Consider the following 12,408-nt stretch of genomic DNA (forward strand, 5'->3'; position numbering starts at 1 on the left):
ATGCTCGTCAGATCCGGATTCTCGGTTCCCTCGCGCACGACGCGTGCCTGCGACTGGTCGGACATGCTGCGCGAGCATTTCGTTGCTCTCGACGTCGACGGTATCGAGCGGGACTGCCCCTTCACCGGCTCGGTCAAGTCCAACGATCTCTCCTACCTGAAGGTCTCGACCGTGCAGTCGACCGAGCAACGGATCGCCCGGACCGATTCCCTGATCAACTCCGATCGGGCGGACTACCTTCAGATCGGGCTGCTTCGGCGCGGAGGCGCAGTGGTGAGCCAGGACGGACGCACGTGCACCCTGCATCGAGGTGACTACGTTCTCTACGACACCACACGGCCGTTCGACTGGCAGATCGAGGGCCACGCGGACGACCCGTCGTGGGCCCTGGACGTCTTCACCTGGCCCAAAACAACGCTTGCATTGAGCGAGGTCGAAATACGTGCCATGACGGCAGTGACTCTCGACGGCAGAGCAGGACTGAGCGGTCTCCTGGGTCGATTTCTGCGCGACCTCGCGTCGGTGCGGACGACCGACAGCGATGTTCGCGGCGAGGAGCAAGTCGTCGAAGAGATCGGCGGCTTGGTCAAGTCGGTCCTGAACGCAACCGTACGTCCCGCGGTCTCGCGGAGCACGCCGCTCTACGATCGAGCCCTCTCGTTCATCGATGACAACCTCGGCGACCCCGCCCTGGCCCCGACGGATGTAGCGTCGTCCGTCGGGGTATCGGTCCGGCAACTGCATCGCGTCTTCGCCGAGCACCACAGCACCGTCTCGAGGAGCATCCGCAGCCGACGCCTCGCGCAGTGTCGACAAGAAATGTGCTCTCACGACGACAGCGACCGCTCACTGAGCCAGATTTCACACCGCTGGGGTTTCGTCGATCTCTCGGTCTTCAGCCGAGCGTTCAAGGACGAGTTCGGCACGAGCCCCAGCCGGTATCGCGCACGGGCGCACGAATCGGGCGAGCACCGGACGGTCTGACCCGCTGACGGCTCGAACCTGCTGGTCTCTCGAACCTGCTGGCGCACTGTCCCATTCGACACCATGACGTACGCCGAAGTGTTGATTCGGGAAACGACGGTTTTCGGTCGCTCACCGTCATGTTTTCGGCACTGACGGTCAAGTTCGGACCTGCAGGCGGGCGTAGATTTTCGGTACTGCCGGAGCCGAGTGCCAGGCCCGGCGGATTCGACTACACACTCGATCGGAGTTCCCCATGGAATCAGCAATCGGCGAGCACCTGAAATGTCCACGATCACTGACACGGCGAGTGCCCGACTCGTACGACCCGCCGTTCCCGATGTGGGTCGGTCGCGCCGACCAGGACGTCCGTCAGGTCGTGATGGGATACCTCGGAGTCCAGTTCGCCGGCGCGGGCAGCCGCGACTCTGCTCTACAGGCGTTGCGTCACATGGTCGAGGATTTCGCGTTGCCGGACGGGCCGCTGCACCACGACACGACACACCATGTGGACAAGTCCGGATACGACAACTTCATTCTCGTCGGCTACTGGAAAGACCCTGCGGCTTACCGCCGTTGGGCGCAATCGCCCGCCGTGGCCGACTGGTGGTCCTCGGAGGAACGACTGTCGGAGGGGCTGGGTTACTTCCGCGAGATCGTAGCCCCGAGAGCCGAGCAATTCGAGACTCTGTACGCATTCCAGGATGCACTTCCCGGTGTCGGCGCGCTCATGGACGGAGTCAGCGGCGAAATCAACGAACACGGTTATTGGGGCTCCATGCGGGAGAGATTTGCGATCTCGCAGACGGACTGGATGCTCCCGTCCGGCACCCTGCACGTTGTGCACGGTGACCCCGAGTCCGGCGGACGCGTGATGGTTGCAGGCCATGACAACGTAGCGCTGATCAGGTCCGGTCAAGACTGGGTCGACGCCGAAGACGACGAGCGTCGCCTCTATCTCGAAGAAATCCTTCCCACGTTGCAAGCTGGAATGGATTTTCTCCGCGACAACGGCGAGGCGGTCGGCTGCTACAGCAACCGTTTCGTGCAGAGCATCGACCTCGACGGAAACCTGCTCGACCGTAGTTACAACATCGGGCACTGGGGTTCACTCGACAAACTGGAGCGGTGGGCGGAGTCGCACCCTACCCACCTGCGCATCTTCACGACGTTCTTCCGCGTCGCGGAGAATCTCGACAAACTCAGGCTCTACCACGAGGTATCGGTCTTCGACGCAAGCAGTCAGCTGTACGAGTACGTCAATTGCCACGCGAGCACAGGCATGCTGCGTGACGCACGACAGCCGTAGCGTGTAGCCAGGTCTTTGCGTCGCCGCTTCCCTTCCTCGCCGCGATTGGATATGTTGATCAGCGTCGACATATTCGAGTCAGGAAGCGTGGTCCAGCAGAGGTGACTACTCAGCGGAACGAAGAATTGGCGTTCGCCGCACTGGCCGACCAGGTCCGACGGCAGATTCTGGATACGTTGGCATCTCACGGTGAATGCAGCGCAGGGTTCATCAGCGATCAGATTTCCTCGGTGGGCCGAACGACCGTCTCGACTCATTTGAAGGCTCTTCGTCTCTCCGGCGTGATCGTCGAACGCAAACAGGGCAGGCACCGACTCTTCGCCATCGACCCAGCAGGTCCGGCCAACGATGCACTTCAGTTTCTTCGCGACGTGTTGGGTCGCGCTCTCGAGGCGGGCGTGGCGTCGACGCACACCGATTCATCCGACAGTTCCTCCGAGGACGCGGACGACGACTCGACGGACGTACCCACTCGTCGCCGAGCGTAGGTGACGTTCGCACCACGACCAATTAGGTAGGTGGACATCGTGGCTGGTTTTACCGTGACGGCCCATGTCGCCTCCGCCGACCCGCCGAGCCTTGCCTTCGACGAATTCGAGCGGGGGCGTCTGCTCGATTTCGAGTGTGTACGGCTGACAGTCGGTGCCGCCGTTGCACTGTCGTTGCCCATCGGCGATCCGGCCGCCGCCGCAGATGTGGGGAGCATGCCCATCACGCTGCTGGGCCACGTCGCCGGGGTGAAGCGTGGACGATCGGTCTCGATAGTCCACCATCAACCATGGCGAGGACGATTGAAGGTTCGGTTCTTCCCGGACGGCACAGGAACCAGAATCGTCGTGGAATCGAGTCTGGGTGACGACGGTATCTCGTGGCTCGCGAACAAGCGCGGATTCGCCCCACTGGAGCCGCCTCGCACGGACCGTCACCGCATCGGGCTTCTCGTGAGTAAGTCGGGGTCGGCCGCCGTGTTCGCACAGGCGACGGAGGCCTTGGCAGCGCTCGCGGTGGAGGAGATCAACGCTGACGGCGGAATCGACGGCGTCGACGTCGAACTCATGACCGAGGACGACGCATCCGATTCCGCGACGGGCGCCGCTGCCGCGATTCGACTGATGCGCAACGGCTGTCGGGCGGTGTTCGCGTGCGTCACCTCCGCGACGTTCAATGCCGCTGCAGCAGTATTGAACGATACCGATGTCCTGTTGGTGCACACGGTTCTCAACGAGGGAGGTCCACCCAGCGCGGGCCTCGTACGGTTGGGCGAGCGTCCACTGGATCAAGTCCGCGCCGGAGTTCCCGCGTTGATGGCGGACTCCGGTTGTACACGATGGTTTTTCGTCGGGCACCGATATTCGTGGTCCTACGGGGCGCATCGTGCGGCCCGCCAAGCAGTTGCCGACGCAGGTGGTTCCGTCGTCGGCGAGAGCTACACACCGTTGGGAACCACCGATTTCTCGGACACCATCGGGGCGATCGTGAACACGGGTAGTGAACTGATTCTGTCTTCCCTCGTCGGGCACGACGAGGTCTTCTTCGAGCGGCAGTGCGCAGAGAGCGGGTTGCGCTCCAGTACAAGGACGTTTGCTCTGGTTCTGGACGAGGCGACCCAGCAGCTCATCGGACATTCCGATGCCGAGGGAGTGTGGGCAGCATTCTCCTATTTTCAGTCCGCAGCGGACGATTCCGAACTACTCGCCCGGTACAGCGGACCGCTGCTCCCGCCACTCAGTTCGCTGTCGAAGACCACATACCAAGCAATCCTGGCGTACGCCCACGCGGCGACAGGCATAACGGTGGGCGATCGTGCGTCGATCCGTTCTTCGCTCCTCGATACACCTTCTCGCTTCACACGTTTCATCCGTCGGCCGATCCTTCTGGCCGAATCGCGGCGCGGCACTCTGCACACCCGCTGACGCACGACCGTCGACCCCCACCGCGTAACGCAAGCTTTACAAGTCGATATGTCGACACCCATTGACGCTTTTTACGATCACGCTTACGCTGAACGCAAGTGAAGCCCATCACATCAGGAGTGAATCCCACATGGCAGTATCACGTCCGGACGAGTCCGCAATCTCCAGTGCAGCAGAGCATTACGGCCTCGATCTCACCCCCGCGGCCCGTGGCGAATGGGTAGGACTGGTCGACGGCGCACTCGGGTCCTACGACATCGTGGACGAACTCTATGCAGACGAAGCGGCGCCGTCTCCCGTCGTTCGTGAGTACTCCGCACCGTCGGAATGCGCCAATTCCCTTGGCGCTTGGTACGTCACCACCGAGACGACCCCGACATCGGACGGGCCATTGTCCGGTGTGCGCGTCGCGATCAAGGACAACGTGAGCCTCGCCGGCGTTCCGATGGCCAACGGTTCTCGGACCGTGGAAGGCTTCGTACCCTCGCGGGACGCGACGGTCGTGACGCGATTGCTCGCCGCAGGGGCGACGATCGCGGGTAAATCGGTCTGCGAGGACCTGTGTTTCTCCGGTTCCAGCTTCACCCCGGCTAGCGGACCCGTGCGCAACCCGTGGAACAGAGATCGCGAGGCAGGCGGATCATCCGGTGGCAGCGCAGCTCTCGTCGCGAACGGTGACGTCGACATCGCCGTCGGCGGGGACCAAGGCGGCTCCATACGCATACCGGCGGCCTTCTGCGGAGTCGTCGGCCACAAGCCGACGTTCGGACTGGTGCCGTACACGGGCGCCTTTCCGATCGAACGCACCATCGATCACCTCGGACCCATCACTCGATCCGTGGCCGACGCAGCCCGAATGCTTTCTGCCATAGCAGGGTACGACGGCAACGACCCCCGGCAGCACGCGAACGTCGAGACACCCGACTTTCTCGCTGCCCTCGGCGAGTCCGTCGCCGGAATGAGAGTCGGTGTCGTCGACGAGGGATTCGGTCATGATGCGTCACAGCCCGGGGTGGACGCCGAGGTCCGCTCGGCCGCGCTGATGCTGTCCGAGGCAGGATGCATCGTCGAGAATGTCGGCATCCCCTGGCACCGTCACGCGTTCCATGTCTGGAATGTCATCGCCACAGACGGGGGCGCCTACCAGATGCTCGACGGCAACGGATACGGAATGGGCGCCGAAGGGCTCTACGATCCCGAGCTCATGGCTCACTTCGCTTCTCGTAGAATCGAGTTCGCCGACGAACTGTCCGAGACGGTGAAACTGGTTGCACTGACCGGACACCACGGCATCACGGCCCTCGCCGGGACCGCGTACGCCAAAGCCAGGAACCTCGTCCCACACGTCCGAGCGGCCTACGACACGGCCCTCGCTACGTACGACGTCCTCATCATGCCCACCGTTCCCTACGTTGCGTCGGAATTGCCTCCGGACGACGTCGACCGCCCCACCTACATCACCAAGGCGCTGGGCATGATCGCGAACACAGCCCCGTTCGACGTCAGCGGCCATCCAGCGTTGTCGGTTCCCACCGGGCTCGTCGACGGCCTGCCCGTCGGAATGATGATCGTCGGCAAGCGATTCGACGATGCACTCGTGCTGCGCGTCGGGCATGCGTTCGAACAGATACGCGGGTCGTTTCCCTCTCCGGCCGGGTCTGCGCATTCGGCCTCGCACCTCAGCCCCGCCTGACCCTCGTCCGGAAGCGGACGGCCCGCACCCCTTCGCCCAACAGTTTTCAGCCCCCACAGAAAAGGTGAAACACATGTCAGTGACGATCGACCACAAGGCCGAGAACGCGGCCCCCGACCAAGCGCCGGTCTCGGACCGGGCATGGGCACTCTACCGAGCACTCGACGGGAAGGGCCTCGTACCGGACGGGTACGTCGAGGGGTGGAAGAAGACCTTCGAGGAGGACTTCAGCCCACGCCGCGGTGCCGAGCTCGTCGCCCGTGCCTGGACCGACCCAGAATTCCGTGACCTACTGCTGACCGACGGGACAGCCGCAGTAGCGCAGTACGGCTACCTGGGACCGCAGGGTGAGTACATCGTCGCCGTCGAGGACACAGACACACTCAAGAACGTCATCGTGTGCTCGCTGTGCTCGTGCACCGCATGGCCGATTCTCGGTCTTCCTCCCACGTGGTACAAGGGATTCGAGTATCGCGCCCGGGTGGTGCGTGAACCACGAAAAGTTCTGTCCGAGATGGGCACCGACCTCCCGGACGATGTCGAAATCCGCGTGTACGACACCACCGCGGAGACGCGCTACATGGTACTTCCGCAACGCCCCGCGGGCACCGAGGGCTGGAGCCAGGAACAGCTTCGAGAGATCGTGACCAAGGACTGCCTCATCGGAGTCGCGCTCCCCCACCTTCCGACCGACTGAATCACGACACCAGAAAGAAGCAGACCATGGATGGAGTACACGATCTTGCCGGAGTTCAGGGATTCGGCCGGGTTCCGCACACTGCGGACGCCGACATCGGACCGACGTTCCACGGCGACTGGGAACATCTTCCGTACAGCCTGATGTTCGCCGGCGTGGCCGAACTGGGAGCGTTCAGCGTCGACGAAGTTCGATACGTCGTCGAACGCATGGAGCCACGGCACTACATGACGACGCCGTACTACGAGCGCTACGTCATCGGCGTGGCCACCTTGATGGTGGAGAAAGGAATTCTGACTCAGGACGAACTCGAATCGTTCGCAGGCGGGCCCTTCCCACTGTCGCGCCCTTCCGAGTCCGAGGGACGGAGCGTTCGTGAGAACTCGGCGACGTTCGAGGTCGGTCAGCGAGTACGCGTGAGAGACGAGTACGTCCCAGGACACATTCGTATGCCCGCGTACTGCCGCGGACGCGTCGGGACCATCTCACATCGCACGACGGAGAAGTGGCCGTTTCCGGATTCCATAGGCCACGGGCGGGACGATGCAGGCGCTGAACCCACGTATCACGTCAAGTTCGAGGCCGAAGAACTGTTCGGCCAGGACACCGACGGCGGCAGCGTCGTGGTCGACCTCTTCCAGGGATACCTCGAACCTGCAGCGTGAGACCGCACGTGCGGGCGGCCGGTCCTGCCGACGGCCGTCCGCACGCGTCACCGCACACACGAAAGGATTCACCGTTCATGAGCGACACTCGACTCCCCGTCACCGTGTTGTCTGGATTTCTCGGAGCCGGAAAAACCACCCTTCTCAACGAAGTACTGCGCAACCGTGACGGCCGTCGGGTAGCAGTGATAGTCAACGACATGAGCGAGATCAACATCGACAGTGCCGAAGTGGAACGCGAGATTTCGCTGAGTAGATCCGACGAGAAGCTGGTCGAGATGACCAACGGCTGTATTTGCTGCACCTTACGCGAGGATCTTCTTTCTGAAATCGGTACACTCGCCGCCGCAGGTCGCTTCGATTACTTGTTGATCGAGTCGTCCGGAATTTCCGAACCACTGCCCGTTGCAGAGACATTCACGTTCATCGATGCCGACGGACATGCCCTCTCGGACGTCGCTCGACTGGACACGATGGTCACGGTGGTCGACGGGCACAGCTTCATCGGGGATTATCGGTCGGGTGGACAGGTCGACGCCGATGCCCCCGAGGACCAGCGCGACGTCTCCGATCTGCTGGTGGATCAAGTCGAGTTCGCCGACGTCGTCCTCATCAGCAAAGCCGACCTCGTCACCGAGGATCGTCTGATCGAGCTGACTGCGATTCTGCGTTCTCTCAACGCAACCGCGTGGATCGTGCCGATGTCGAACGGACGTATCCCACTCGACACAATTCTCGACACCGGGCTCTTCTCACTCGAGAAGGCAGCGCAGGCGCCTGGATGGTTGAAGGAGCTTGCCGGTGAACACACACCGGAAACCGAGGAATACGGAATCGGCTCGGTGGTCTACCGCGAACGCGCCCCGTTTCACCCGGAGCGTCTGCAGGCGTTCCTGACGGGTAAATGGACGAACGGAAACCTCCTACGGGCCAAGGGCTACTACTGGAATGCCGCACGATTCACCGAGATCGGCAGTGTCTCGCAGGCCGGTCATCTGATCAAGCACGGATACATCGGTCGTTGGTGGAAATTTCTTCCCGACGAACACTGGCCGATCGACGACTACCGGCGTTCCGGAATTCTTCAGAAGTGGGAAGAACCCGTCGGAGACTGCCGTCAGGAGTTGGTGTTCATCGGCCAGGACATCGACGCCGCACTTCTGCGCAAGGAACTCGACGCATGCCTGCTCACCGACGCCGAGATCGAGCTCGGTCCCGACGTGTGGATCACCTGGGCCGACCCGCTCGGAGAAGGGTTCGGGAAACACGTCGCCAGTGCCGTAGCTCAGACCGGCCGCTCCACCTCTCCGGCCGTCGGTACGTAGGCGGGTAGGACCGACTGCAGTCAGGGCGGTTTCCTCAGTGCAGTTTCCTCAGTGCAGTTTCCTCAGCGCAGTTTCCTCAGCTCGTCGAATCGCGGATGGTGAGGGTCGGCTGGAACTGCACGTGGCGTGGTTCGGCGCGGTGGTCCTGGGCCGATTCCTCCAGCAGATCCACCGCTGCCCTGCCGATGTCGCGGCTGGGCTGCCTGATCGAGGACAGCGACACGACGGCCGACGCTGCGAAATCGATGTCGTCGTAGCCGATCACGGCGATGTCGTCGGGGACGACCGAGTTGCCCAGCATCACCAGGCTCTGCAGAACTCCCAGTGCGAGCAGGTCGTTGGCGCAGAATATGGCATCCGGTCGGTCTTTCGGGGCGCGCTCGGCGATCGAGGCCGCAGCCGCTCGGCCTGCCAGGACACTGGGCTCGCGGGTCGGCACGACCTCGATGACGGCGCCCGCCGCCTCCGCGGCCATGCGCGCGCCTCGCAGTCGATCCGCGACCTGTCTCAGCGAGGTGGGCCCACCGACGTAGGCGATTCTGCGCCGGCCCTGCTCACACAGATGACGGACGGCGAGTTCGCCTCCGGCGATGTCGTCCACCGCGACGGACGAGAACGACGTACCCGTTCCGTCGCGGTCGACCAGTACCACCGGGGTGCCTCGGGACTGGAGGAGTTCGAGTCGCTCGAGATCCTCCCCGACCGGAGACACCAGCAGGCCGTGGACACGTTGCTCGTCGAACGTGTCCAGGTAGAGACGCTCACGTTCCGGATCGTCGTCCGTGGACCCCAGGAGAACGGTGAGCCCTCGGTCGGTGGCACTGGACTCGACGCCTCGTGCGATCTCGGTGAAGAACGGGTTGCCGATGTCGAGCACCACCAGCCCGACGCATCGAGACCGGCCGGCACGCAGCTGCCGGGCAGCGTCGTTGCGGACGAATCCGAGTCGGTCGATCGCGGACATGACACGTTTCACCGTCGCGGGCGCAACCTTGTCGGGTGCATTGAGCACGTTGGACACCGTGCCGACGGACACACCCGCCGCCGCAGCAACCTGCTTCATGCTCTTCGCCACGACTGCAGTCTTACCAGCCGACCACGGTCACCGTGGGCGCGGGACCAACCGCTCGAGCTGAGTGACGTGGCCAGGGCCCAGTTCCTCCAACGCGGTGACACCCAAGAGACGCATGGTGCGTTCGACCTGCTCGGACAGAATGTCCACGGCACGGTTGACCCCGGCTTCGCCGCCCGCCATGAGCCCGTACAGGTAGGCGCGGCCGACGAGCGTGAATCGGGCTCCGAGGGCGATCGACGCCACGATGTCGGCGCCGGACATGATGCCGGTGTCGATCATGACCTCGGTGTCCTTGCCGACCTCGCGGGCCACCTCGGGCAGAAGGTGGAACGGAATCGGAGCACGGTCGAGTTGTCGTCCGCCGTGGTTGGACAGAACGAGACCGTCGACGCCCAGTGCGGTGACGGCCTTGGCGTCGTCGAGCGTCTGGATTCCCTTGACGACGAGCTTGCCCGGCCACTGCTCCTTGATCCACGCCAGGTCCTCGAAGGTGACCGTCGGGTCGAACATCGTGTCGAGCAGTTCCGCCACGGTGCCGGACCAACGGTCGATCGACGCGAACGACAGCGGTTCGGTGGTGAGGAAGTCGATCCACCACTGTGGACGCGGCAGCGCGTTCAACACGGTTCCCGGTGTCAGTGCAGGCGGAATCGTCATGCCGTTGCGCTTGTCTCGCAGCCTCGCTCCCGCCACAGGAACGTCGACGGTGACCAGAAGGGTGTCGTACCCCGCCTTCGCGGCACGGTCGACGAGGCTCATCGACCGCTCGCGGTCCTTCCACATGTACAGCTGAAACCAGTTGCGACCGTGCGGGTTGGCGTCGCGGACGTCCTCGATCGAGGTCGTTCCCATCGTGGACAACGAGAACGGGATGCCCGCGCGAGCTGCCGCATGCGCACCGGCGATCTCCCCCTCGGTCTGCATCATGCGGGTGAAGCCCGTCGGGGCGATACCGAAGGGCTGCGCCACCGGTGCGCCGAGCACGTCCCATCCCGTCGACACCTTGGACACGTCGCGCAGGATGGACGGCGAGAACTCGATGTCCTGGAACGCCTGACGCGCCCGGCTGATCGACAGTTCGGCCTCCGCCGAGCCGTCGGTGTAGTCGAACGCCGCCGTCGGGGTTCGACGCTTGGCGATCCGGCGAAGATCCTCGATGGTCAGGGCGGCGTCGAGCCTGCGCTTCTTGCCGTTCAACTCCGGCTTCTTGAACTGCATCAGGGGCGCGAGATCGCGCACCTTGGGGATTTGCCTCTTGACCATGGTCAATCCTTTGTCGTGTTTGTCATAGCGCTGTGGTTCAAAGGGATGCCGCCCGGCGGGAGGACGCAGGTTCGTGACGAACGGGAGGGAAGGTGGTTGCGACCGTGTGCCGCAGCCGTGTCAGATCTCCGGAGATCAACCCGTGGGTCCGTGCCTGTACCAGCACGTTACCCAACGCGGTCGCTTCGACGGGCCCGGCAAGCACGTCGAGTCCGGACCTGTCGGCGAGAATCCGGCACAGCAACGAATTCTGTGCTCCGCCGCCGACGACGTGGATCCGCCTCACATCGATGCCGGCGAGGTCCGCGGCGTCGTACACCGCGGCGCTGAAAGCGACGGCCAGGGATTCGACGATCGCCCGAACCATCTCCACCCGCGACGACGGAACCGCAAGGCCACGATCGGAGTACCAGGCCGCGATTCGTGACGGCATGTCGCCACGAGGAAGGAACATCGGATCTTCGGCGTCGAAGACATGCGTGGGAGCCGGGCAGTGTGCCGCTGCCGCCAACATCTCCGGCAGGTCCACCGCCGCGCCGTCGGCTCTGCTCCACTCGCGCACCGATTCCGACAGCAGCCACAGACCCATCACGTTGTGCAACAACCGGTTACGGCCGTCCACCCCGGCTTCATTGGTGAACCCCGCGTCGCGCACTCGGGAATTCACCACCGGCGAGGAGGTCTCGGCGCCGACGAGACCCCAGGTGCCGCAGGAGATGTAGACCGCCGAATCAGGATCCATCGGTACCGCGGCAACCGCGGAGGCGGTGTCGTGGGAACCGACAGCAGTGACCGACACCGACGGATCACCGTCCACCACACCGGGCAGGATCGGCCCGAGAACCTCGCCCGGGTCGACGACATCGGGAAACAGCGACCTGTCGATTCCCAGGAGATCCAGCAGGACATCGTCGAGCACGCCGTCGGTACCGAAAATGCCCGTCGTCGACGCGTTGGTGCGCTCGGCGACCTCGCGGCCGGTGAGCCAGTACGACACGAGATCCGGCACCAGTAGCACGCGGTCCGCTGGTTCGAGCAGACCGTCGGCCCGGTCCACCGCAAGCTGGTACACGGTGGTGAACGGGAGGAACTGCAAACCGTTGCGGGCGAACAACTCCGCGCGGTCGACGACGGATTCCACGAGCTCGACGCCCCGCTGGGATCGTTCGTCCCGGTAGTGGTGCGGCAACCCGACCAGGCGACCTCCGCGCATGAGGCCGTAATCGACGGCCCACGAGTCGACTCCGACGCTCACCAGGTTGTCCGCGTCGCGAGCGGCGTCGGCGAGACCACGCCGAACGTGCCCGAACAATCCGGGCACGTCGGTGTGCAGCGCTGCCCGCGACCCGTTCCAGAGCCGGCAGGGTTCGTTGGGAAACCGGGTGACGACGTCGAGACGCAGCACGTCCCTGCCTGCGGTATCGCTGCCGACGGTGCCGACCACGACGCGACCGCTCGTCGCACCGAGGTCGACGGCCGCGACCTGAGCTGTACTCATGCCCGTC

11 protein-coding genes are annotated in these 12,408 nt (G+C 63.9%); 8 read left to right on the plus strand and 3 right to left on the minus strand.

The window, feature by feature from the left end:
* The 8 genes from CH290_RS00720 (at window position 1) to CH290_RS00755 (ending at window position 8,565) form a co-directional block, all read left to right on the plus strand.
* Window positions 1-984, plus strand: a complete 984-nt coding sequence (locus CH290_RS00720) for a helix-turn-helix domain-containing protein (protein ID WP_033189542.1) — start codon at window positions 1-3, stop codon at window positions 982-984.
* A 235-nt stretch (window positions 985-1,219) separates the two neighbouring features.
* Window positions 1,220-2,272 (plus strand): aliphatic aldoxime dehydratase, encoded by a 1,053-nt coding sequence (gene oxdA / locus CH290_RS00725; RefSeq protein WP_033189230.1) that lies wholly within the window; start codon window positions 1,220-1,222, stop codon window positions 2,270-2,272.
* A gap of 101 nt (window positions 2,273-2,373) precedes the next feature.
* Window positions 2,374-2,760, plus strand: coding sequence for an ArsR/SmtB family transcription factor (locus tag CH290_RS00730; RefSeq protein ID WP_033189229.1), 387 nt, complete (start codon window positions 2,374-2,376; stop codon window positions 2,758-2,760).
* A gap of 39 nt (window positions 2,761-2,799) precedes the next feature.
* Window positions 2,800-4,185, plus strand: coding sequence for an ABC transporter substrate-binding protein (locus CH290_RS00735; protein ID WP_033189541.1), 1,386 nt, complete (start codon window positions 2,800-2,802; stop codon window positions 4,183-4,185).
* 130 nt (window positions 4,186-4,315) lie between these two features.
* On the plus strand, window positions 4,316-5,878 hold the full coding sequence (locus CH290_RS00740; RefSeq protein WP_033189228.1) for an amidase: 1,563 nt from the start codon (window positions 4,316-4,318) through the stop codon (window positions 5,876-5,878).
* Between the two features lie 73 nt (window positions 5,879-5,951).
* Complete coding sequence (gene nthA / locus CH290_RS00745) at window positions 5,952-6,575, plus strand: nitrile hydratase subunit alpha (protein ID WP_033189540.1); 624 nt, start codon at window positions 5,952-5,954, stop codon at window positions 6,573-6,575.
* 26 nt (window positions 6,576-6,601) lie between these two features.
* Window positions 6,602-7,240, plus strand: a complete 639-nt coding sequence (nthB, locus tag CH290_RS00750) for a nitrile hydratase subunit beta (protein WP_033189227.1) — start codon at window positions 6,602-6,604, stop codon at window positions 7,238-7,240.
* Window positions 7,241-7,317: 77 nt separating this feature from the next.
* Window positions 7,318-8,565, plus strand: coding sequence for a GTP-binding protein (locus tag CH290_RS00755; protein ID WP_052083175.1), 1,248 nt, complete (start codon window positions 7,318-7,320; stop codon window positions 8,563-8,565).
* 76 nt (window positions 8,566-8,641) lie between these two features.
* On the opposite strand, the gene CH290_RS00760 is transcribed toward CH290_RS00755, so the two are convergent.
* From CH290_RS00760 to CH290_RS00770, 3 genes are read right to left on the minus strand one after another with little or no spacing between them, the layout of a single operon-like run.
* A complete protein-coding gene (locus tag CH290_RS00760) occupies window positions 8,642-9,628 on the minus strand; it encodes a LacI family DNA-binding transcriptional regulator (RefSeq protein WP_033189538.1) in 987 nt (328 codons plus the stop codon).
* 39 nt (window positions 9,629-9,667) lie between these two features.
* Complete coding sequence (locus tag CH290_RS00765; protein WP_033189226.1) at window positions 9,668-10,903, minus strand: alpha-hydroxy acid oxidase; 1,236 nt, start codon at window positions 10,901-10,903, stop codon at window positions 9,668-9,670.
* Window positions 10,904-10,940: 37 nt separating this feature from the next.
* Window positions 10,941-12,401 (minus strand): rhamnulokinase, encoded by a 1,461-nt coding sequence (locus tag CH290_RS00770; RefSeq protein ID WP_033189225.1) that lies wholly within the window; start codon window positions 12,399-12,401, stop codon window positions 10,941-10,943.
* Window positions 12,402-12,408 lie beyond the last annotated feature (7 nt).

The organism is Rhodococcus sp. 06-156-4 (genome assembly GCF_002259345.1).
GTDB lineage: Bacteria > Actinomycetota > Actinomycetes > Mycobacteriales > Mycobacteriaceae > Rhodococcoides > Rhodococcoides fascians_E.

Bases quoted from the DNA above. Each gene is read 5' to 3' on its own strand.
- CH290_RS00720 (WP_033189542.1), top strand. From the start codon at position 1: ATGCTCGTCAGATCCGGATTCTCGGTTCCCTCGCGCACGACGCGTGCC.
- CH290_RS00770 (WP_033189225.1), bottom strand. From the start codon at position 12,401: ATGAGTACAGCTCAGGTCGCGGCCGTCGACCTCGGTGCGACGAGCGGT.
- nthA (WP_033189540.1), top strand. From the start codon at position 5,952: ATGTCAGTGACGATCGACCACAAGGCCGAGAACGCGGCCCCCGACCAA.
- oxdA (WP_033189230.1), top strand. From the start codon at position 1,220: ATGGAATCAGCAATCGGCGAGCACCTGAAATGTCCACGATCACTGACA.
- CH290_RS00755 (WP_052083175.1), top strand. From the start codon at position 7,318: ATGAGCGACACTCGACTCCCCGTCACCGTGTTGTCTGGATTTCTCGGA.
- CH290_RS00760 (WP_033189538.1), bottom strand. From the start codon at position 9,628: ATGAAGCAGGTTGCTGCGGCGGCGGGTGTGTCCGTCGGCACGGTGTCC.
- nthB (WP_033189227.1), top strand. From the start codon at position 6,602: ATGGATGGAGTACACGATCTTGCCGGAGTTCAGGGATTCGGCCGGGTT.
- CH290_RS00740 (WP_033189228.1), top strand. From the start codon at position 4,316: ATGGCAGTATCACGTCCGGACGAGTCCGCAATCTCCAGTGCAGCAGAG.
- CH290_RS00765 (WP_033189226.1), bottom strand. From the start codon at position 10,903: ATGGTCAAGAGGCAAATCCCCAAGGTGCGCGATCTCGCGCCCCTGATG.